This window comes from Kitasatospora sp. NBC_01250 (genome assembly GCF_036226465.1).
Lineage (GTDB): Bacteria > Actinomycetota > Actinomycetes > Streptomycetales > Streptomycetaceae > Kitasatospora.
Genome location: NZ_CP108476.1, coordinates 3643650 through 3664627, shown reverse-complemented (window position 1 = coordinate 3664627; position 20978 = coordinate 3643650). Strand labels below are relative to the sequence as shown.

Sequence of the window (20978 nt, the reverse complement as noted above, 5' to 3'; positions counted from 1 at the left end):
CCGACGAGCTGTTACACAGCTGGTGAGAATTCCTCATCGTCTTCTCATAATGCGCCTGGGAGGCTTGCTTCATGAGCAAGCGCACCTCGACGAGCGGCCGACGACTGTGGCAGATGGGCGGCATGGGCCTGGCGGCCACCGCGGTGGCGGGCGTGCTGTACGTGCTGCCGGCCACCGCCGCGGCGGAGCCGCCGGCCGCACCCGGCCGGCCGACCGCCGTGGCGGGATCGGGCAGGGCGCACGTCGACCCCGCCCCGGTGCTCCGCTCGGGGCGTGATGTGCTCGGCGCCCTGCTGGAGCGCCGGGTCCGCCACCACCGCCAGCACGAGGGCGGCCAGGGGCGGCACTGAGCTACCGGTGCACCGCGTGCCGGTGGACGGGAGGACACACCTGGCGGGGTGCCTCCTGAGCAACGGGGCCGCCCTGGCGGGGGCGGCCCCGGTTCGTTCTCCGCGCCGGTCCAGCCGGCCCGGGCGCGGTCAGACCGCCGCGAGCAGCTCCTGCTCGCTCGGCAGCTCGACGTGCGCGCCGAGTCCGCGCAGCTTCTCCATGAAGTTCTCGTAGCCGCGGTTGATCAGCGAGATGCCGTGCACGGTCGAGGTGCCCTCGGCGGCCAGCGCCGCGATCAGGTAGGAGAAGCCGCCGCGCAGGTCCGGGATCACCAGCTCGCCGCCGAGCAGCTTGGACGGCCCGGAGACGACCGCCGAGTGCAGGAAGTTGCGCTGCCCGAACCGGCAGGGGGTGCCGCCCAGGCACTCGCGGTAGAGCTGGATGTGCGCGCCCATCTGGTTGAGCGCCGAGGTGAAGCCGAGCCGCGACTCGTACACCGTCTCGTGCACGATCGACAGGCCCGCGGCCTGGGTCAGCGCGACCACCAGCGGCTGCTGCCAGTCGGTCTGGAAGCCCGGGTGCACGTCGGTCTCCAGGGCGATGGCGTTCAGCTCGCCGCCCGGGTGCCAGAACCGGATGCCCTCGTCGTCCACCGCGAAGGCGCCACCGACCTTGCGGAAGGTGTTGAGGAAGGTCATCATCTCCAGCTGGCGGGCGCCGCGGACGTAGATGTCACCCTTGGTGGCCAGCGCGGCGCAGGCCCAGGAGGCGGCCTCCAGCCGGTCCGGCAGCGCGCGGTGGTGGTAGCCGCCCAGCTCGTCCACGCCGGTGATCAGGATGGTGCGGTCGGTGCCCATCGAGATGATCGCGCCCATCTTCTGCAGCACGCAGATCAGGTCGACGATCTCCGGCTCGATGGCGGCGTTGCGCAGCTCGGTGTCGCCCTCGGCGAGCACCGCGGTGAGCAGCACCTGCTCGGTGGCGCCGACCGAGGGGTAGGGCAGCTCGATCTTGGTGCCGCGCAGCCGCTGCGGGGCCACCAGGTAGGTGCCCTGCGGGTGCTTCTCGATGGTGGCGCCGAACTGGCGCAGCACCTCGAAGTGGAAGTCGACCGGGCGCCCGCCGATGTCGCAGCCGCCCAGGCCCGGGATGAACGCGTGGCCGAGGCGGTGCAGCAGCGGCCCGCAGAAGAGGATCGGGATCCGCGAGGAGCCGGCGTGCGCGTCGATGTCGGCGACGTTGGCGCTCTCCACGTGGGAGGGGTCCAGGATCAGCTCGCCCTCCTCGTCTCCGCTGCGCACGGTCACCCCGTGCAGCTGGAGCAGGCCGCGGACCACCTTGACGTCGCGGATGTCCGGAACGTTGCGCAGTCTGCTGGGGCCCTGGCCGAGCAGGGCGGCCACCATCGCCTTGGGCACCAGGTTCTTGGCGCCGCGGACGCGGATCTCGCCTTCCAGCGGGTTTCCGCCGTGCACCAGCAGGACGTCGTCGGTCATCGTTCTCGCAATCCGGGGGTTGCAACTGCGGCAAACGGGGGTACGCCGCGGTTGGGAGAGGTAGGACCGGCGGACGTACGGCTCGGGCCGCACGGGCGCCACCTTCGATAGATGGTAGTAGCCGGTTGAACGGTTCCCTGTTCTTCTGATGGTGATCATGCTCTCTTAGGGTGGAAGCCGGTCATCATGTCCGCCGATCGGGTGAGGCGCGGCGCGGTGGAGGTTTCACCGTCCCCTGCGGGATCATGTGAGGCATGACCGCGGTCTCCTCGCACACCGGCCGGCTCCTCGTGGCGGCCCCCGTGCTCACCGATCCGAACTTCGCGCGGTCGGTGGTGCTGATGCTGGACCACGACGGGCAGGGCGCGCTGGGCGTCGTCCTCAACCGGCCCACGCCGGTGGCGGTGAACGACGTCCTGAACGGCTGGGCCCAGTTGGCCGGCGATCCCCAGGTGGTCTTCCAGGGCGGCCCGGTGGGCCTTGACTCGGCGCTGGCGGTGGCCGTGATCCCGGGCGAGCCGGGCCCCGAGGACCCACTGGGCTGGCGCCGGGTGCACGGCGCGATCGGGCTGGTCGACCTGGAGGCGCCGCCGCAGGTGCTCGCCGGTGAGCTGGGCGGCCTGCGGGTCTTCGCCGGCTACTCGGGCTGGACGCCGGGCCAGCTGGAGGCGGAGATCGCCGAGGGCGCCTGGTACCTGGTGGACGCGGAGCCCGGTGACATCTCCTGCCCGCGTCCGGAGCTGCTGTGGCGCGCGGTGCTGCGCCGCCAGCGCGGGGCGCTGGCGATGCTCGCCACCTACCCGGAGGACCCGACGCTCAACTGACGGGGGACCGGCCGCGGTGGCGCGGCGCCGCGGTAGCGGGGGTCCGTTTCGTGCGCCGCCCCCATAGACTTGGCGCCCATGAGCACTCTTGAGCCCGAGCGCGGCCTCGGCACCGGCACCCTGGTCGAGCCCGTCCCGCAGGTGTCCAACGGCGACGGTGACCACGAGCGCTTCGCGCACTACGTCCAGAAGGACAAGATCATGGAGAGCGCGCTCTCCGGCTCCCCGGTGGTCGCGCTCTGCGGCAAGGTCTGGGTGCCCGGGCGCGACCCGAAGAAGTACCCGGTCTGCCCGATGTGCAAGGAGATCTTCGAGGGCATCGAGCCGGGCGGCGGCGGGGACGACAAGAAGAAGTAGCGGGGGGCGCCGGGTCCCGGCGCCGGGCGCGGTATTTTCCCCGTCAGTGGTCTATGCCACTTGGGGCGGGCGGGGCAGGATGTGCGCCATGGACCTGATCCCCGCACCGATCGCTGTCCGCACGACCGCCACCGACCCCGGCCTGCCGCTGGGTCCGGACACCACGCTGGCCGGTGGCCCCGGTACCGAGGACGCCGAGCGCTGGCTGCGCTCGGTGCTCGGTGCGGCCACCGGCCTGGCGCTGCCCCGGGCCGCGGACCCGGTCGTCGCGCTCGGCCTGGACCCGGCGCTGGCGCCCGAGGAGTACCGGCTCGCCGTCGACCCGGCCGGCGGCCGGGTACGGATCACCGCGGGCGGCCCCGCCGGTGCGCACTGGGGCGCCCAGACGCTGCGCCAGCTGCTCGGCCCCGACGCCTACCGCCGGGCCCCGCTGCGCCGCACCGGCTGGACGCTGCCGGCCTGTGAGCTGCGCGACGCGCCGCGGTTCGGCTGGCGCGGGGTGCTGATCGACGTCGCCCGCCACTTCCTGCCGCTGGGCGACCTGCTGCGGTACGTGGACCTGCTGGCCGCGCACAAGCTCAACGTGCTGCACCTGCACCTGACCGACGACCAGGGCTGGCGCTTCGAGGTCAAGCGCTACCCGCGGCTGACCGGGGCGGGCGGCTGGCGGGAGCGCTCGATGGTGGGCTACCGGGCCGCGGGCGTGCGCGACGACCGGCCGCACGGGGGCTACTACACCCAGGACGACCTGCGCGAGCTGGTCGCCTACGCCGCCGAGCGCGGCATCACCGTGGTCCCCGAGATCGACCTGCCGGGCCACACCCAGGCCGCCATCGCGGCCTACCCCGAGCTGGGCAACACCGACGTGGTGGACACCGCGGCCCTCGGCGTCTGGTCGGACTGGGGGGTCAGCAGCAACGTGCTCAACGTCTCGGACGCCACCCTGGCCTTCTTCGAGGGGGTGCTGGAGGAGCTGCTGGAGGTCTTCCCGTCCGAGTACGTGCACCTGGGGGGCGACGAGTGCCCCAAGGACCAGTGGCGGGCCAGCGCGGCGGCGCAGGCGCGGATCAAGGAGCTGGACCTGGCGGACGAGGCCGAGCTGCAGAGCTGGCTGATACGGCACTTCGACACCTGGCTGACCGCGCGCGGCCGCCGGCTGATCGGCTGGGACGAGATCCTGGAGGGCGGGCTGGCGCCCGGCGCCGCGGTCGCCTCCTGGCGCGGCTACGCGGGCGGGGTGGCCGCCGCGCGGGCCGGGCACCCGGTGGTGATGTGCCCCGAGCAGTACGTCTACCTCGACCACCGGCAGGCCGACGGGCCCGAGGAGCCGATCCCGGTCGGCTTCGTGCGCACGCTGGCCGACGTCTACCGCTTCGAGCCGGTCCCGCCGTCACTGGATGAGGTGAGCGCGCGTCAGGTGATCGGGACTCAGGCCAACCTGTGGAGCGAGTTCGCCGACAGCGCCCGGGACCTCGACTACCGGGCCTTCCCGCGGCTGGCCGCGTTCGCCGAGGTGGCCTGGTCGGCACTGCCGCGCGAGGCCGCCGAGCGGGACCTGGCCGACTTCGAGCGCCGGATGCGCACCCACTACGCGCGTCTGGACGCGCTGGGCGTGGCCTACCGGCCGGCGACCGGGCCGCACCCGTGGCAGCGGCGCCCCGGGGTGCTCGGCCGGCCGCTGCCGGGACCGGCGCCGCAGGTCTGACGATGTGTCAGTCGAGTCAGGTGATCATCGGGGAACCAAGGCCGGGCTCCGGACGTCAAGAAATGGTGAACATCCGGTCTCATTGATGGGGGATCTGCCCGAAAGCGACCGGATCGTCCGGGACCCCCAGGGTGATCACGGTGCGCGATGTGCCACAGTGGCCCGACCCGGTGGGCGGCTTCAGTTTGGGTGGCCCGGACCCGTACTCTACGGGCGGTACCGCAAAGAGACTGGAGCACGGTGGGATCCTGGTGAACCGGACGATCATGCTGCCGACCTCCCTCGACGAGGCCGTCGAGACGCTGGCCACCAGCCCCACCGCCGTGCCGGTCGCCGGCGGGACCGACCTGATGGAAGCCGTCAACGCCGGCCGGCTGCGCCCGGCCGCGCTGCTGGGCCTGGGCCGGATCACCGAACTGCGCGGCTGGCGCTACGAGGACGGCGGCACCGCGGTGCTCGGCGCCGGCCTGACGCTGGCCCGGATGGACCGTCCCGACTTCGCCGCGCTGATCCCCGCGCTGGCCGACGCCGCCCGCACCGCCGGCCCCCCGCAGACCCGCAACGTCGGCACGCTGGGCGGCAACATCGCCTCCGCCGCCCCCACCGGCGACACCCTGCCGGTGCTGGCCGCACTGGAGGCGGTGGCCACCCTGGCCAGCGCCGGCGGCACCCGCGAGGCGCCGGTCGGTCACCTGCTCACCGGCGTCGACCCGATGCGCCCGGGCGAACTGCTCAGCTGGGTCCGGGTTCCGCTGCTGCACGCCCCCCAGGTCTTCCTCAAGGCCACCGGGCGCAGCGGCCCCTCCCGGGCGATCGCCTCGGTGGCCCTGGTGCTCGATCCCGCGCGGCGGGCGGTGCGTTGCGCGGTGGGCGCGGTCGCGCCGGTGCCGCTGCGGCCGCTGGACGCGGAGGCCTGGGTGGCCGGCTGCATCGACTGGGACGCCCGCGGCGAGGAGGGCGCGCAGCCGATCGACCCGGCCGCGGCCGCCGCCTTCGGCGAGTACGTCGCCACCGCCTGCGTCCCCGACGGCTACGGGGCCGACGGCTCCCTGGCGCTCGGGGTGGAGGGGCCGACGGCGACGGCTCTGCGGCTACGGCGTACCGTGGCGGTGCTGGCCCGCCGGGCACTGGGAAGGGCACTGAAGTGACGGCCGAGGTGACCGCCGACATGGCGACCGATCCGACCAACCACCCCGTCGCGCTGGGCGACGGACGACCCACCACGTCCTACACGCTGCGGGTCAACGGCTTCGAACGGCCCGTCACCGACGCCTGGATCGGCGAGAGCCTGCTCTACGTGCTGCGCGAGCGCCTCGGCCTGGCCGGCGCCAAGAACGGCTGCGAGCAGGGCGAGTGCGGGGCCTGCTCGGTGCAGGTGGACGGCCAGCTGGTGGCCGGCTGCCTGGTGCCGGCGGCGCTCGCGGCGGACAGCGAGATCAACACCGTGGAGGGCCTGTCGGCCGGCGGTGCGGCCAGCGACGTGCAGCAGGCGCTGGCCGAGTCGGGCGCGGTGCAGTGCGGTTACTGCACCCCCGGCATGGCGATGGCGGTGCACGACCTGCTGCAGCGCAACCACCGGCCCAGCGAGGTGGAGGCGCGGCAGGCGCTGTGCGGCAACCTCTGCCGGTGCACCGGCTACCGCAGCGTGCTGGCCGCCGTGCAGACGGTGGCGGACGCGCGGGGGGCGGCGCTGCTGGAGGCCGAGCAGGCCGCCGAACAGGCCGCCGGGGAGGCGGGCGCCGCACCCGCACCCGCCCCCGACGCCGCGGGCCCGCAGGCGCCGCTCGCCGAGCCGGCCCCGCTTCCCGCGCCGGACCCGGTGGCCCAGGCCGCCCCGGTGGCGCCGGTCGACCAGGTCGATCCGCCGGTCTACCAGGACGCCTGGACCGAGACCGCCACCACCGGCGAGGTCCCGCTGTTCGGCAGCGACGGCAGCGGCTGGATCACCGCCGACCCGCTGCTGGGCCAGCAGCCGCCCGCCGCCGAGCACCCCGCGGCCACCGCCGCCGGCATCGGCCTCGGGGTGATCCCGAACCAGGGCTACTCCGGCTACGACCCGACCGCCTACGGCCCGGGCACCGTCTACGACGGCGGCAGCAGCTACGAGCCCACCCCCGCGCACGGCACCGCCGCCCCCGGCGCGCCGTACGAGGGGACCCCGGCGCACGGCACGCCGTACGAGCCGACGCCCCCGCACGGCGTCCCGTACGACGCGACGCCCGCGCACGGCACCGCGTACCCGGCCGCGCCGCCGTACGCGGCCGGGCCGTACGCCCAGGCGCCCTACCCGGGTGTGGCCTACGACGGCGTCGGCTACCAGGGCACCCCCGCGCACGGGGTCCCGGCCCCCGGCACCCCGTTCGACGGCACCGTCTACGAGACCGCCCCCGGGATGCCCGAGGCGGGCACCCCGGCCCACGGGCTCCTCCTCCCCGAGGACGACCACGCATGACCACGCCCACCGAGACCAGCACCGCCGCCACCACCGCGGGCGAGGACACCGAGCGCGGGGGCGCGCCGCAGGGCCGGCCCGTGACGGCCTTCGGCCGGGGCGGTCCGCACGGACTGGGCAGCTCGCCGCTGCGCACCGACGCGCTGCCCAAGGCGCTCGGCATCTACCCCTACGCTGCCGACCTGTGGGCCGAGGGGATCCTGTGGGGCGCGGTGCTGCGCTCGCCGCACCCGCACGCCCGGATCGTCTCGATCGACACCTCGGCCGCGCTGGCGATCCCCGGCGTGCACGCGGTGCTCACCGCCGCCGACCTGCCCGCCCCCGGTGCGGGTGGGAGCGGCACCGGCCCGCTGTGGCCCGGCGGGCGTCCGGTGCTGGCCGGCGAGGTGGTCCGGCACCACGGCGAGCCGGTGGCCGCGGTGGCCGCCGACCACCCCGACACCGCGCGCCTGGCGGCGGCCTCGATCGCGGTCGAGTACCAGCTGCTGGACGCGCTCACCGACCCCGAGCAGGCCTTCCACGGCCCCGCCCTGCACCCCGACGGCAACCTGCTGCGCCACCTGCCGCTGCGCACCGGCGACCCCGACGTGGTCGGCGAGGTGATCGTGGAGGGCCTCTACCAGGTCGGCCGCCAGGACCCCGCCCCGATCGGCGCCGAGGCCGGCCTCGCCGTGCCGCGCCCGGACGGCGGCGTCGAACTGCACCTGTCCTCCACCGACCCGCACGGCGACCGCGAGCGCACCGCCGCCTGCCTGGGCCTGGAGCTGGACCGGGTGCGGCTGGTGGTCACCGGGGTGCCCGGGGCGACCGCGGACCGCGAGGACCGTTCGTTCCAGGCGACGCTGGCCCTGCTGGCGCTGCGCACCGGGCGGCCGGTGAAGATGACGCTCACCCGCGAGGAGTCCTTCCTGACCCACGCGGCCCGGCACCCGGCGCTGCTGAGGTACCGCCACCACGCCGACGCGCAGGGCAAGCTGGTCAAGGTCGAGGCACAGATCCTGCTGGACGGCGGCGCCTACGCCGACGTGTCGAGCGAGGTGCTGGCCGCTGCCACCGCCTTCTCGGTGGGCCCCTACCTGTGCCCGAACGTCTTCGTCGACGCCTGGGCGGTGCGGACCAACAACCCGCCCGCCGGGCGGATGCGCGGCGAGGGCGCGCTGCAGTCCTGCTTCGCCCACGAGTCGCAGCTCGACCTGCTGGCCGCCCGGCTCGGCCTCGATCCGCTGGAGGTGCGCCGGCGCAACGTGCTGGCCACCGGCGACGCGCTGCCCACCGGGCAGGCCGTCACCTGCCCGGCCCCGGTGGCCGCGCTGCTCGACGCGGTCGCCGAGACCCCGCTGCCCGCGCTCCCGGTGGCCGAGCCCGACACCGAGTGGCTGCTGCCCGGCGGCCCCGGCGGCGCGGGCGAGCCCTCGGCGGTGCGGCGCGGGATCGGCTACGCGGTGGGCATGGTGCACATGCTCGGCGCGGAGGGCGAGGACGAGGTCTCCACCGCCACCGTGCGGGTCAGCGGCGACAGCGCCACGGTGATCTGCGCAGCGGTCGACGCCGGGCAGGGCTTCGCCACGCTGGCCCGGCAGATCGTACAGTCGGTGCTCGGGGTGAGCGAGGTCTACGTCGCGCCGGTGGACAGCGACCAGTCGATCGCCGGGCCCTCGGCCCGCGGCCGGCACACCTGGGTGTCGGGCGGCGCGGTGGAGAAGGCCGCGCTGATGGTCCGCCACCAGCTGCTGGCGCCGATCGCGGCGGACTTCGGCATGTCGGTGGAGCTGCTCTCGATCGCCGACGGCAAGATCACCTCCTACGACGGGGTGCTCGGCATGCCGGTCGAGGAGGCGTTGGAGGGCAAGGAGCTCTGGGCCACCGCCCAGTGCCGTCCGCACCCGACCGAGCCGCTCGACGAGGCCGGTCAGGGCGACGCCTTCGTCTCGATCGCCTTCTGCGCGATGCGCGCGGTGGTGGACGTGGACATCGAGCTGGGCGCGGTCCGGGTGGTCGACGTGACGGTGGCCCAGGACGTGGGCCGGGCGCTGAACCCGGGCCAGATCGAGGACCGGATCGAGGCGGGCGTGGCCCAGGGCGTGGGCCTGGCGCTGCTGGAGGACCTGCGCACCGCGGGCGGCGTGATCGCCAACCCCTCGCTCACCGGCTACCGCCTGCCCACCGCCCTGGACACCCCCGAGGTGCGGATCGCCGCGCTGCTGGAGGAGCGCGACGTGGTCGCCACCTTCGGTGCCAAGGCGGTCAGTGCCGTCCCGGCCGTGGTCGCGCCCGCGGCGGTGGCCGCGGCCGTCCGGGCCGCCACCAGCCTGCCGATCGGCCGGCTGCCGATCCCGCCGGAGGACGCGGTGGTCCTGGCGGTCTGACCGCTGCTCAGCACATGCCGAACCCGCCGGGCCCGCCCGGCGGGTTTCGCGCTTTCCGGCGCCCGGGAATGCCGGAATATCCGGTCGGCGAGAAGCCGACCGGATATTCCGGGAAAAAACGCGGAGGCCATGACGGGAATCGAACCCGTGTAAACCGCTTTGCAGGCGGTTCCCTCAACCACTCGGGCACACGGCCGTGCGAAGGGCGCTGACGGCCCTTCGAGTCAGGAGTGGGCCGGGCGACAACAGGAGGGAGCGGCGGGGCGAATACGGTGGCACATCGCGGGGCTCCTCTCCGGGGTCGGTATTTCTGCGATGCTTTCGGAATTCATTCTGCTGGCCGGTCGACGGGGCGTCAATAGCCGAATGTGACGGGCGTATGAAGTCCTACGACCATGGTCGGAGGACGGTCGGGACTCCAGGTCAGGAGTCAATCGCTCGGTTGGCACTTACCATGGCGGGCATGAGCATAGCCACCGAGACCTCGAAGCCCTCGTCGCTGCCGGCGGACCACGGTGGCGAAGGCGTGCTGAGTGCCCGCTACCGCGCGCTGACCCTCGGGATCGTCTCCGTCGTGCTGCTGCTCGCGTTCGAGGCGACCGCCGTCAACACGGCGATGCCGGTGGCGGCCCGGCAGCTGCACGGGCTCGGCCTGTACGCGTTCGCCTTCTCCGGCTACTTCACCAGCACGCTCTTCGCGATGGTGCTGTCGGGGGAGTGGTGCGACCGGCGCGGCCCGGTGCTGCCGCTGTTCGCCGGGATCGGGATCTTCGCGGCCGGGCTGGTGGTCGCGGGGACGGCGGGCAGCATGTGGCTCTTCGTCGGCGGCCGGGCGATCCAGGGGCTGGGCGGCGGGCTGGTGATCGTCGCGCTCTACGTGGTGGTGGGGCGGGCGTTCCCGGAGCGGCTGCGGCCGGCCGTCTTCGCGGCCTTCTCGGCCGCCTGGGTGCTGCCCTCGATCGTCGGTCCGCTGGTCTCCGGCCTGGTCACCCAGCACCTCGGGTGGCGCTGGGTGTTCCTGGCCGTCCCGGCCCTGGTGGTGCTGCCGCTGGCGGTGATGGGCCCGGCGCTGCGCCGCGCCGAGCGCGAGCTGCCGGCGGCCCCGCCCGGCGGATCGCTGGACCGGGGCCGGATCGGGCTGGCCGCGATGGCCGCGCTGGGTGCCGGGCTGCTCCAGTACGCGGGCCAGCGGCTGGACCTGCTGGGTCTGCTGCCGGCCGCGGCGGGCGGCGCGCTGCTGCTGCCGGCCGTGCTGCGGCTGCTGCCGAGCGGCACGCTGCGGGCCGCGCGCGGGCTGCCGACGCTGATCCTGCTGCGCGGGGTGGCGGCGGGGGCCTTCTTCGCCGCCGAGGCGTTCATCCCGCTGATGATGGTCACCCAGCGGCACCTGTCGCCGACGCTGGCCGGGCTCACCCTGACCAGCGGCGGACTCTCCTGGGCGTTCGGCTCCTGGCTGCAGGGGCGCCCGGGCGCGGAGCGGTACCGCGAGCGGCTGATCAGGATCGGCTTCCTGCTGACGGCGCTGGCGATCGCCGGTGCCGCGCTGGTGCTGCTGCCGGCGGCCCCGACCTGGACCGCCGCACTGGCCTGGGTGTTCGGCGGGGTGGGCATGGGCCTGGCGATCGCCAGCATCAGCGTGCTGATGATGAAGCTCTCGCCGCCCGAGGCGGCCGGCGCCAACTCGGCCTCGCTGCAGATGTCCGACGCGCTCGGCAACGTGCTGCTGGTGGGACTGGCCGGGGTGCTGTTCTCCGCGCTCGGCGGCGGCGCGGTGGCAGCGGCGGACGCGAGCGGCGCGGGCGGCGGGGCGCGCGGCGGCTTCGCCGCGATCTTCCTGGTGATGACGGCCGTCGCGCTGCTCGGCGCCGGGCTGGCCGCCCGGGTCAGGGAGCGGGCCTGAGGGCCCGGGCGGGCGGCTGACGGCCGGTCGGTCGGCCGGTCAGGAGGACCGGCGGCGCCGGTACTGCTGGAAGGTGGCCGCGCCGGCGGTGGCCAGCAGGGTCACCCCGGCCAGCGTCTCGGGGGTGTTCGGGCCGGTGCTGCCGCCCAGCCCCGCGTGCGAGGTGCCCTTGGGTCCGGTCTCGCCGGGCTGCCCGTAGTGGCCCGAGCTGCCGCTCTGGTCCTCGTGGCCCGGGCGGTCCGACTGCGCCGAGGAGCCGGGCGCCGCTGACCCCGCGCCCGGCCCGGACCCCGACTGCCCGGGCTTGGCACTGCTGTCGTGCACGGTGAAGGTGGTGGTCACCTGGCTCTTGGTCACCGTGGTGCACTTGATCGTCACGTCGTAGACGCCGGGCCTGGCGTGCTCGGGGACGGTGGCCATGGCACCCGTCAGCCCGCGCAGCGAGCCGAGCTTGACCGCGGGGATGTCCTGGCCGTCGGAGCCGCCCTGCTCGCGGGAGCGGAAGACGGCCTGGCCGCCGGCGCCGTCGCAGTTGCCCCCGTCGAAGACCGCGAACTGGCTGCCGGGGGTGACCGGGTCCGGCTCGATGATGACCGGGTTGGCGGCGGCGGTGCCGGCGCAGCCGAGGCCGACGGCCAGCGCCAGCAGCCCGGTGGCGGCGAAGTGACGAGCGCGCATGGTGTCTCTCCGGGACGCGGCCACGGGGTCGTCCCCGTGGAGGAGTAGGCGGAACCGTGTCCTGGCATCCAGGGGACGGGCTCACGCGGTGGTGCGCATCCGCACCAAGGCCGCGCGGAGGGCCGAAAACCGGCAGCTACCTGGGGTGATGGCGACTCACCCGGGGTAGCGCCAAACGGGGCCCCGGGTCAGTGCGCGGCACCCAGGAAGCTCGACCAGCCGCCCGCCGGGGCCTCGCCGACCGCCAGCGACTGCAGCTTGCGCAGCACCGCCGGGTCCTGCACCTCCAGCCACTGCACCAGCTGGCGGAAGGAGACCAGCCGCACCTCGGGCTTGTCCGCGATGGTCTTGAGCACCTCCTCGACGGCGTTCATGTAGATGCCGCCGTTCCAGCCCTCGAAGTGGTTGCCGATGTACATGGGCGCGCGGTTGGTGGTGTAGGCACGGTCGAAGCCGGACAGGTAGGACTCCGTGGCCTGCTTCTGCCAGGCCGTGTGCATCGTCGGATCGCCCTTGGTGTTGTCGCCGGACTGGTTGAACATGATGTTGTAGTCCATCGAGAGCACCTGGAAGGTGTGCCCGGGGAACGGGATGGACTGCAGCGGCATGTCCCACAGCGCGCCGCCCTGCACCTTCTGCGGCCAGATCTGGAGCCCGCCGGGCCCGCTGGTGTCGTACTTCCAGCCGCGCGCGGCGGCCGTCGGGAGCAGGCCGCGCTGGCCCTCCAGGCACGGGGCGCGCCCGCCGATCAGCTCCTTGCGGTAGTCGAAGGGCAGCGCGGGCAGGTCGGTGAAACCGGTGTTGGTCTTCCAGTTCATGACGAAGGACATCGCCTGCTCGATCTCGCTGTCCCAGTCCTCGGGCGACCACTTGCCGCCGCCGGTGGCGCCGCAGAAGTGCCCGTTGAAGTGGGTGCCGATCTCGTGCCCGTCCAGCCAGGCGGCGCTGATCTGGGTCAGCGTGTCGTGGATGTGCTGGTCGCTCAGGTAGCCGATGTCGGAGGCGCCGATGCGGTGCTGCGGCGGGTGGTAGAGCTCCTTCTTGGACTCCGGCAGGGTGTAGATCCCGCTCAGGAAGAAGGTCATCGAGGCGTCGTGGTCCTTGGCCAGGCGGCGGAACCGGGAGAACAGCTGGTCGTCCAGCTCGCCGGCGCCGTCCCACGAGAAGACGACGAACTGCGGTGGGCGCTCGCCCAGTTCGAGCGGGACCGGTTGCGGCTGGGCGGGCTGCGGGCCGGTGTCGGAGGTCGAGCCGTCGCCGATCAGGGTGGTCGGCGGCTTGGCGGGGGTGTTCGGCATGCTCGGGGAGGCGGAGCTCGGGGCGGGGGCGGCCTCGGTGCTCTTGGCGGTGGTGCCGGGGCGGGCACAGCCGGCGGCCACCGTCGCGGCGGTGGCCGCGCCGGCGGTCAGCAGGGTACGGCGGGACAGGTCGTCCATCATCACTCCGGTTCGGGTCGGGGCTCGGGGCGGGGCGCGGAACCGCGAGCGGGCGGGCGGCGGAGCTCAACGACGAGACGGTGCCCGACTGGTGGCGATTAGTCCGCTGAAAGACCGTTATGGGCGATTTGTCCCACAGCATCGCACGCTCTATCGCGGCGCACCGGGATGGCGATGCCCAAACGCCCGATAAGCGCAGCCGCACGGCGTGTCGAGTCGCGTCCCGGCCGCAAAGATCATCAGATTGGACGCGGGCTGTGCGGTGCGGGGCGGGAGGAGCCGAGGCGTCATGTGGGAGTCGCTGCGGGACGCGTACCACTCCCGGATCGTCGAGCCGGGCCGGGAGCCGCTCTTCCTGCTGCTGATCGGCCTGATCACGGCCTTCCTGTTCATCCGCTTCAGCACCCGGATGATCCGGCGCGGCACCTCCTGGTGGCCGGGCAACGTGACCCCCGGCGGCCTGCACATCCACCACGTGGTCTTCGGGCAGGCGCTGATGGTGGTGGCCGGAGTCGCGAGCTTCGCCTACCACGGCACCCACGGCCTGGCGCGCGACGGACTGGCGATCGCCTTCGGCGCGGGCTGCGGCCTGGTGCTGGACGAGTTCGCGCTGGTGCTGCACCTGGAGGACGTCTACTGGAGCGAGCAGGGCCGCAAGTCGGTGGACGCGGTGATCCTCGCGATCGCGCTGATCGCGCTGGTGCTGGTCGGCGAGCTGCCGCTGGGCGGGATCAGCGGCAAGCCCTCGATCGGGCAGCTGGCCGGGGCCGCGGTGCTGCTGCTCCTGGTGGTGGTCAGCCTGCTCAAGGGCAAGCTGTGGACCGGGCTGATCGGCGTCATGCTGCCGGTGCTCGCCGTGGTCGGGGCGATCCGGCTGGCCAGACCCGGCAGCCCGTGGGCCCGCTGGCGCTACCGCAGCCGCCCCAAGCGGATGGCCCGCGCCGAGCGGCGCGAGGCCCGGGTGCACCGGCGGATGGAGGCGTTCAAGGTGGGCGCGTACAACCTGCTGGCCGGCGCCCCGGACGCGGTACCCGACGGCACGGCGGCTGCGCCGGCCGCGGCCGAGGCCCCCGCGGCCGTCCCCGTACCCGTCCCCGCCCCCGCGCCGGCCCGCCCACTGCCGCCGTGGCGCCGGCGCTGCGCCGTGAGCGCCGAGTGGTACGCGCGGATCGCCGCCGCGCTCAACCTGCTGGCCGGGCTGATCGCCCCGTTCCGGGAGCGGGTGGAGCGGGCCAACAGCGGCGAGTTCTTCACCCCGGTGCTGGTCACCGCCGGGTTCACGGCCGCGCTCTTCGCCGCCCTGCTGGCGGTGATGCTGCGCCGGCGCAAGCGGGCGGCCTGGATCGTGGCCACCGCGGTGGCGGCGATCTACACGGTGCCCTTCGCGGTGGCCCTGGCGGTGCTGCCCGAGGACCGGGCGCACCCCTTCAACTGGGTCTCCTTCGCACTCACCGCACTGCTGCTCGCCGTGCTGCTGGCCGGCCGGCGCGCCTTCCACGCCCGGGGCGCCCGCGGCAACCTGGTGCTCGGCCTGTCCGTGCTGCTGATCGGCGGGCTGCTCGTCACCGTGCTCGGCGCCGTGCTGGTGCACGCCGGCACCACCCCGCAGGCGGACTGGGGCGACTGCTTCGGCTACGCGGTGGTGCGGCTGTTCACCGTCTCCGGCTTCGGCGACGTGACCGCGCAGGTGAGCGTCGACCGCTGGGCCGACCTGACCATCAACGTGCTCGGCGCCGCGCTCTTCCTGCTGGTGCTGCGGGTCTTCTTCCGCTCCCCGCACGGGCGGGTGCACCTGCAGCCGCAGGACGAGCAGCGGCTGCGCGCCCTGCTGGAGCGGCACGGGGCGCGCGACTCGCTCGGCTACTTCGCGCTGCGCCGCGACAAGTCGGTCTGCTGGTCGCCCTCCGGCAAGGCCGCCGTGCTCTACCGGGTGGTCAACGGGGTCGCGCTGGCCTCCGGCGACCCGATCGGCGACCCGGAGGCGTGGCCGCAGGCCATCGCGTGCTGGCGGGAGCTGGCCCGGGCCAACGCCTGGGTGCCGGCCGTCACCGGCGCGGGCGAGCAGGCCGGCACGGTCTACCGGCGGACCGGCCTCAAGGCACTGGAGTTCGGCGACGAGGCGATCGTCGAGGTGACCGCCTTCAGCCTGGAGGGCCGCAGCATGCGCACCCTGCGCCAGGCCCACAACCGGGTCCGCAAGGCCGGCTACCGCGCGGTGATCCGCCGCCACCGGGACATCCCCACGGACGAACTGACCGCGCTGGTGCACCTGGCCGACGCCTGGCGCCACGGCCGCACCGAGCGCGGCTTCTCGATGGCGCTGGGCCGGCTCGGCGACCCCGCCGACGGCGACTGCGTGCTCGCCGAGTGCCGGGACGAGAACGACCGCACCTGCGCGCTGCTGAGCTTCGTGCCCTGGGGCGCGCACGGCCTCTCGCTCGACCTGATGCGCCGCGACCGGGAGTCGGAGAACGGTCTGGTGGAGTTCCTGGTCACCGAGCTGCTGCTGGCCGGGGCGGCCGGTGCGCTGCCGCTCACCCGGGTCTCGCTGAACTTCGCGATGTTCCGCTACGTCTTCGAGCAGGGCGGCAAGCTGGGGGCCGGACCGGTGCTGCGGCTGTGCCGGGCCGTGCTGCGCTTCCTGTCGCGGTGGTGGCAACTGGAGTCGCTGTACCGGGCCAACGCCAAGTACCAGCCCAGCTGGGAGCCGCGCTTCCTGCTCTACGAGAAGTCCTCCGAGCTGCCCACCATCGCGGTGGCCAACGGACTGGCCGAGGGGTTCCTGGTCCGGCCCAGGCTGCGCGGCTCGCTGCGCCGGGGCGCGGCTCACCCGTCCGGCGGCACAGCCGATGCGGCGGGGCAGGCCTCCGGTTTGGCTGAGCAGGGGTGAGCCGAGGATCTGCGGACGGGAGCCGGCGTGGGCAGGCAGCGCAGTCCCTGGTCGGCGGCGGTGGCGCTGGGGGCGACGGTGGTGGTGGGGGCCTGGCTGGTGCAGGACGGCAGCCGCGGTTCGCTGCCGCCCGCGCCGTCCGCCGCCGAGGCGGGGGAGGACGGCGCGATCCGTCCGGCCGCGCTCAGCGGCACCCCGATGCGGGCCTCGGAGCCGATGCGGGTCAGGATCCCGGCGGTCGGCGTGGACGCCCCGGTGACCGGGGTCGGGCTGGACGGCGAGGGCCACCTGGCCACCCCGCCGGACAATCGGCGCAATCTGGCGGGCTGGTACCGTGACGGGGTGACGCCCGGCCAGCGCGGTACCGCGCTGCTGGTCGGCCACGTGGACACCGCCGCCGGCCCCGCCGTCTTCTACGGTCTGGGTGCGCTGCACCGCGGTGACCAGGTCGACGTGGCCCGGCAGGACGGCACCACCGCCTGGTTCGTGGTCGACGCCGTCGACGTCTACGACCGTTCGGACTTCCCGGACCACCGGGTCTACGGCCAGGCCCCGGACGCGCAACTGCGGTTGATCACCTGCGGCGGCGGGTTCACCAAAGGACAGGGCTACCACGGCAACGTGGTGGTATTCGCACATCTGACAGGTCATCGGGGGGCACAGTGACGGCAGCACTGGCGTGGGACGGTCCGCTGGACTGGCCGATCACCAGCGGGGTGATCCCGATCCTGGTGCTGGCGCTCGGCTGGCTCGCGCTGGTCGGCCTCGCCGTCTCCAGCAGCACCCACTGGTGGAGCCGGCGGTTCCCGTGCGCCGTGCTGCTGACCGCGGCGCTCACCGTGCTGGTGCGGGCCGTGGTGAACGACTGGTGGCAGCCGTGGCCCGACGGGCTCACCCGCGAGGTGGTGTTCTGGGTCGGGATCGGGATCCTCGGCCTGCTGCTGGCGCTCTTCCGGCTGCCCCCGCTGCGCTGGCGCGGCCGGTTCGCGGTGCTGGGCGCGGCGCTGCTGGTGCTGCTGATGTCCGGCTCGGAGATCAACCGGCAGTACGACCAGTACCCGACGCTGCGGGTGCTGCTGGCCCCCTGGATCCAGCACACCCCGACCTTCTCGGCGGGCAGGGCCACCAGCACGCTGAGCGCGCCCGCCGGGCGCACGCTGGCCGAGGTCTGGCACAGCCCGGCCGGGCTGCCGGCCAAGGGCACCATCACCACCACGGCGATACCCGGGCACAAGTCCGGCTTCGATCCCCGCGACGCCTACATCTACCTGCCGCCGGCCTACCAGGCCACCGCGCCGCGCCCGCTGCTGCCGGTGCTGGTGCTGATGGCCGGCCAGCCCGGGGGACCGGCCGACTGGGTCAACTCCGGTGGCCTGGCCGGCACCATGGACTCCTTCGCCGCCGCCCACCAGGGCCTGGCGCCGATCGTCGTGGTGGTCGACCCGACCGGCTCCGACTGGGCCAACACGCTCTGCATGGATTCCAAGATCGCCAAGGCGCAGACCTACCTCGCCCAGGACGTGCCCGACTGGGTGCACGCCCACCTGCAGACCGGCACCGGCCGCGGCGCCTTCGCGATCGGCGGGCTCTCGCTCGGCGGCACCTGCTCGCTCCAGATGGCCGTCAACGCGCCGCAGGTCTACGGCTCCTTCCTGGACATCTCCGGCCAGGACGAGCCCACCCTGGGCAGCCACGACAAGACCGTGCAGGCGGCCTTCGGCGGCAACGAGGCGGCCTTCGACGCGGTGGACCCGCTGCACGTGATGGCCCGCCAGAAGTTCCCCGACACCGCGGCCGCGTTCGTGGTCGGCAAGAGCGACGGCGAGTACGGCCCGCAGCAGCGCAAGGTCTACCAGGCCGCCGTCGCGGCGGGCATGAGGGCGACCTTCACCGAGGTGCCCGGGGGCCACGACTGGAACACCTTCCGGGCCGGGCTGAGCGGCCAGCTGACCTGGTTGTCCCAGCAGCTCGGGCTGATCGGATGAGCCCGGCGGAACCGCTCGGGAGCGGGCCCGCGACCACCGACGCCGGTGCCGCGCAGCCCGTCACCCCGCGGCCCGAGTCGCCCTGGCGGCGTGGGCTGCGGGCCTGGCTGCCGGTGGCCCGGGCGCTGCGCGAGGCGCCGCTGACGGTGGCGCTGACCGTGCTGCTCTGGGTGGTCGGCGCCGCCACCGGCAGCCTGGGCAGCGGCCCCTCGCCGCACCTGCTCTCCCGGGTCGGGGTGGGCATCCCGACACTGGAGGCCGGGCGCTGGTGGACCCCGCTCAGCTCGCTGTGCTGGTGCTCGGGCATCGCCGCCTACCTGCTGACCACCGCCGCGCTGCTGGTGATCGGGCCGATCGCCGAGCGGCGGCTGGGCCGGCGGCGGGCCGGCGCGGTGGTGATCGCCGGCCAGGTGGTCGGCGTCCTGCTGGGCACCGGCCTGGTGCGGCTGGGCATCGCGGTCGGCGAGACCTGGACCCAGGGGCTGAACGAGCAGATCGCGGTCGGCCCGGCGCCGGGGCTCTTCGCGCTCGCCGGTGCGGTCAGCTTCCGGCTCACCGCGCTGTGGCGGCGCCGGCTGCAGCTGGTGGTGGTGCTGGTGCCGCTGGTGCTGATGCTCTACGTCGGCCACCTGCAGGCCGTCCAGCGCCTGGTCGCGGCGGCCTTCGGGCTGGCCGCCGGGCTGCTGCTGGTCCGCGAGCGGGTGTCCTGGCGGCCGCGCCGGCCCTCGCACGCCGAGACCCGGGTGCTCGTCGCGCTCTGCGTGGCCGGGTCCGCGCTCGGGCCGCTGATCGCCTCGCTCTACCGGGACGCCTACGGCCCGTTCAACACCTTCAGCGACCTCTACTTCTCCCGCCCGCCCAGCGCCGAGGACATCGCCTACGCCTGCTCGGTGTCGGCCGACGAGTGCGCGCACCTGAAGTCGGCGCTGCACTTCTACGACTCGCCGGGGCGGCTGATGGCGGCGCTGATCCCGGTCCTGCTGCTGGTGCTGGCCGAGGGGCTGCGCCGCGGCCTGCGGCTGGCCTGGTGGTGCATCGCGGTCGTCCAACTGCTGTGGATCGCGCTGCTCAGCTGGCTGCTGGAGGTGCTGCTCGGCCAGGCCGGCGACCTCGGCGGCCAGGGCGAGGTCTGGCAACTGGTCGGCGAGGCACTGCTGATGCCGGTGCTGGTGCTGCTCCTGCTGCTGATCACCCGCAAGCGCTTCTCGCTGCGGCTGCCCGCCCGGGACCTCAAGCGGCTGGGCCTGGTGACCGGCGGCACCCTGCTGGCCGCGTGCCTCGCCTACCTGGGGATCGGCTGGCTGGTGCGCGACCAGTACAACCCGGACGCCACCCTGCCCGTCCTGCTGCGGGGCCTGCCCTCGGAGTTCCTGCCGCCCGCCTACAACGACCTGATCCTCACCTCCCCGGTGGCCGTCGGCGGCACCTCGCAGGCCCTGTCGGCCTATACCGGGCTGCTGTTCTGGGTGGTCGCCCTGCTCTCGCTGCTGCTGGCCTTCCGCCGTCCCAGCGTGCAGGCGGACGCCGCGGACGCGGCCCGGGCGCGCGAGCTGCTGACCCGGCACGGCGGCTCGACGCTCTCCTTCATCGCCACCTGGGACGGCAACCACTACTGGTTCGACGAGGGGCGCGAGGCCGCCGTGCCGTACCGGGTGATCTCCACCGTGGCGCTGACCACCGGCGATCCGTTCGGCGAGCCGGCGGCGCGGCGGCGGGCGGTGGCCGGGTTCGCGGCGTACTGCGACGCGCGCGGCTGGACCCCGTGCTTCTACAGCGTCACCCCGCAGACGCTGGACGAGGGCGAGCGGCTCGGCTGGCGCTCGCTGCAGGTCGCCGAGGACACCGTGGTGCCGCTGGCGGACCTGGCCTTCACCGGGAAGAAGTGGCAGGACATCAGGACCTCGCTGAACAAGGCCCGCAAGGAGGGCATCACCGCCGAGTGGTGGAGCTGGCAGCACGCGCCGATGGCCGTGCGCGACCAGGTGCGCTCGATCTCGGAGGAGTGGGTGGCCGACAAGGGCCTGCCCGAGATGGGGTTCACCCTGGGCGGCCTGGACGAGCTGGCCGATCCGGCGGTGCGGATCCTGGTCGCCGTCGACCAGGACCGTACGGTGCACGGCCTGACCAGCTGGATGCCGGTCTACCGGGACGGCGAGCCGATCGGCTGGACGCTGGACTTCATGCGCCGGCGCGCCGACGGCTTCCGCGGCGTGATGGAGTTCCTGATCGCCTCCGCGGCGCTCGGCTTCAAGGAGGAGGGCGCCGAGTTCCTGAGCCTGTCCGGGGCGCCGCTGGCCCGGGCGGACCGCGGCGTGCCGCAGACCGCGCTGCAGCGGATGCTCGACTGGATGGGCAAGAGCCTGGAACCGGTCTACGGGTTCCGCTCGCTGCTCGCCTTCAAGGCGAAGTTCCAGCCCGAGTACCGGCCGATGTACATGCTCTACCCCGACCCGGCGGCGCTGCCCAGCATCACCCGGGCGATCGGCAAGGCCTACCTGCCGCACCTGACGCCCAGCCAGGGCATGCGGCTGATGCGCAGGCTCTCGGGCTGAGCCGCGC

At 74.2% G+C, this 20978-nt stretch carries 15 protein-coding genes and 1 tRNA gene; 12 read left to right on the top strand and 4 right to left on the bottom strand.

Annotation, left to right across the window (positions count from 1 at the left end; translation table 11 throughout):
• Window positions 1-71: 71 nt before the first annotated feature.
• Window positions 72-350 carry a hypothetical protein gene (locus OG500_RS14900; protein WP_327067160.1) on the top strand — a complete coding sequence of 93 codons (279 nt, stop codon included), beginning with the start codon at window positions 72-74 and terminating at the stop codon, window positions 348-350.
• A gap of 129 nt (window positions 351-479) precedes the next feature.
• Here OG500_RS14900 and murA read toward each other — a convergent pair whose 3' ends face one another.
• Entirely contained in the window at window positions 480-1826 is a 1347-nt protein-coding gene (gene murA, locus OG500_RS14895) for a UDP-N-acetylglucosamine 1-carboxyvinyltransferase (protein WP_184937677.1), read from the bottom strand.
• Window positions 1827-2080: 254 nt separating this feature from the next.
• On the opposite strand from murA, the gene OG500_RS14890 reads away from it, so the two are divergent.
• The 6 genes from OG500_RS14890 (at window position 2081) to OG500_RS14865 (ending at window position 9530) form a co-directional block, all read left to right on the top strand.
• On the top strand, window positions 2081-2650 hold the full coding sequence (locus OG500_RS14890; RefSeq protein ID WP_327067159.1) for a YqgE/AlgH family protein: 570 nt from the start codon (window positions 2081-2083) through the stop codon (window positions 2648-2650).
• Window positions 2651-2728: 78 nt separating this feature from the next.
• On the top strand, window positions 2729-3007 hold the full coding sequence (locus tag OG500_RS14885) for a DUF3039 domain-containing protein (protein ID WP_327067158.1): 279 nt from the start codon (window positions 2729-2731) through the stop codon (window positions 3005-3007).
• Window positions 3008-3095: 88 nt separating this feature from the next.
• Entirely contained in the window at window positions 3096-4712 is a 1617-nt protein-coding gene (locus tag OG500_RS14880; protein WP_329580581.1) for a beta-N-acetylhexosaminidase, read from the top strand.
• A gap of 266 nt (window positions 4713-4978) precedes the next feature.
• A complete protein-coding gene (locus OG500_RS14875; protein WP_329587585.1) occupies window positions 4979-5860 on the top strand; it encodes an FAD binding domain-containing protein in 882 nt (293 codons plus the stop codon).
• Between the two features lie 20 nt (window positions 5861-5880).
• Window positions 5881-7164, top strand: a complete 1284-nt coding sequence (locus OG500_RS38185; protein ID WP_442907039.1) for a (2Fe-2S)-binding protein — start codon at window positions 5881-5883, stop codon at window positions 7162-7164.
• Window positions 7161-9530: a xanthine dehydrogenase family protein molybdopterin-binding subunit gene (locus OG500_RS14865; protein WP_329580578.1), complete on the top strand. Its 2370-nt coding sequence runs from the start codon at window positions 7161-7163 to the stop codon at window positions 9528-9530. The genes OG500_RS38185 and OG500_RS14865 overlap by 4 nt, the downstream gene beginning before the upstream one ends.
• Window positions 9531-9654: 124 nt before the next feature.
• Here the strand turns inward: OG500_RS14865 and OG500_RS14860 are convergent.
• Window positions 9655-9726: transfer RNA gene (locus OG500_RS14860), tRNA-Cys, on the bottom strand.
• Between the two features lie 267 nt (window positions 9727-9993).
• Here OG500_RS14860 and OG500_RS14855 point away from each other — a divergent pair.
• Window positions 9994-11430 carry an MFS transporter gene (locus OG500_RS14855; protein ID WP_327067155.1) on the top strand — a complete coding sequence of 479 codons (1437 nt, stop codon included), beginning with the start codon at window positions 9994-9996 and terminating at the stop codon, window positions 11428-11430.
• A gap of 39 nt (window positions 11431-11469) precedes the next feature.
• On the opposite strand, the gene OG500_RS14850 is transcribed toward OG500_RS14855, so the two are convergent.
• Window positions 11470-12108 (bottom strand): hypothetical protein, encoded by a 639-nt coding sequence (locus OG500_RS14850; RefSeq protein WP_327067154.1) that lies wholly within the window; start codon window positions 12106-12108, stop codon window positions 11470-11472.
• Window positions 12109-12296: 188 nt separating this feature from the next.
• Window positions 12297-13544: a hypothetical protein gene (locus tag OG500_RS14845; protein ID WP_327067153.1), complete on the bottom strand. Its 1248-nt coding sequence runs from the start codon at window positions 13542-13544 to the stop codon at window positions 12297-12299.
• A 289-nt stretch (window positions 13545-13833) separates the two neighbouring features.
• Here OG500_RS14845 and OG500_RS14840 point away from each other — a divergent pair, with 289 nt between their 5' ends.
• From OG500_RS14840 to OG500_RS14825, 4 genes are read left to right on the top strand one after another with little or no spacing between them, the layout of a single operon-like run.
• Complete coding sequence (locus tag OG500_RS14840) at window positions 13834-16434, top strand: phosphatidylglycerol lysyltransferase domain-containing protein (RefSeq protein WP_327067152.1); 2601 nt, start codon at window positions 13834-13836, stop codon at window positions 16432-16434.
• 27 nt (window positions 16435-16461) lie between these two features.
• Entirely contained in the window at window positions 16462-17100 is a 639-nt protein-coding gene (locus OG500_RS14835; RefSeq protein WP_329580574.1) for a class F sortase, read from the top strand.
• The gene (locus OG500_RS14830; protein ID WP_329580571.1) at window positions 17097-18419 is read left to right on the top strand and encodes an alpha/beta hydrolase; all 1323 of its coding nucleotides are present in this window, start codon (window positions 17097-17099) and stop codon (window positions 18417-18419) included. Before OG500_RS14835 ends, OG500_RS14830 begins: the two co-directional genes overlap by 4 nt.
• A complete protein-coding gene (locus tag OG500_RS14825) occupies window positions 18416-20971 on the top strand; it encodes a bifunctional lysylphosphatidylglycerol flippase/synthetase MprF (protein ID WP_329580569.1) in 2556 nt (851 codons plus the stop codon). Before OG500_RS14830 ends, OG500_RS14825 begins: the two co-directional genes overlap by 4 nt.
• Window positions 20972-20978 lie beyond the last annotated feature (7 nt).

What these genes read in the sequence shown, in the direction of transcription:
- OG500_RS14890 (WP_327067159.1), top strand. Translation starts at nt 2,081, where the DNA reads ATGACCGCGGTCTCCTCGCACACCGGCCGGCTCCTCGTGGCGGCCCCC.
- OG500_RS14845 (WP_327067153.1), bottom strand. Translation starts at nt 13,544, where the DNA reads ATGGACGACCTGTCCCGCCGTACCCTGCTGACCGCCGGCGCGGCCACC.
- OG500_RS14865 (WP_329580578.1), top strand. Translation starts at nt 7,161, where the DNA reads ATGACCACGCCCACCGAGACCAGCACCGCCGCCACCACCGCGGGCGAG.
- OG500_RS14900 (WP_327067160.1), top strand. Translation starts at nt 72, where the DNA reads ATGAGCAAGCGCACCTCGACGAGCGGCCGACGACTGTGGCAGATGGGC.
- murA (WP_184937677.1), bottom strand. Translation starts at nt 1,826, where the DNA reads ATGACCGACGACGTCCTGCTGGTGCACGGCGGAAACCCGCTGGAAGGC.
- OG500_RS14875 (WP_329587585.1), top strand. Translation starts at nt 4,979, where the DNA reads ATGCTGCCGACCTCCCTCGACGAGGCCGTCGAGACGCTGGCCACCAGC.
- OG500_RS14840 (WP_327067152.1), top strand. Translation starts at nt 13,834, where the DNA reads ATGTGGGAGTCGCTGCGGGACGCGTACCACTCCCGGATCGTCGAGCCG.
- OG500_RS14885 (WP_327067158.1), top strand. Translation starts at nt 2,729, where the DNA reads ATGAGCACTCTTGAGCCCGAGCGCGGCCTCGGCACCGGCACCCTGGTC.
- OG500_RS14880 (WP_329580581.1), top strand. Translation starts at nt 3,096, where the DNA reads ATGGACCTGATCCCCGCACCGATCGCTGTCCGCACGACCGCCACCGAC.
- OG500_RS14825 (WP_329580569.1), top strand. Translation starts at nt 18,416, where the DNA reads ATGAGCCCGGCGGAACCGCTCGGGAGCGGGCCCGCGACCACCGACGCC.
- OG500_RS14850 (WP_327067154.1), bottom strand. Translation starts at nt 12,108, where the DNA reads ATGCGCGCTCGTCACTTCGCCGCCACCGGGCTGCTGGCGCTGGCCGTC.
- OG500_RS38185 (WP_442907039.1), top strand. Translation starts at nt 5,881, where the DNA reads ATGGCGACCGATCCGACCAACCACCCCGTCGCGCTGGGCGACGGACGA.
- OG500_RS14855 (WP_327067155.1), top strand. Translation starts at nt 9,994, where the DNA reads ATGAGCATAGCCACCGAGACCTCGAAGCCCTCGTCGCTGCCGGCGGAC.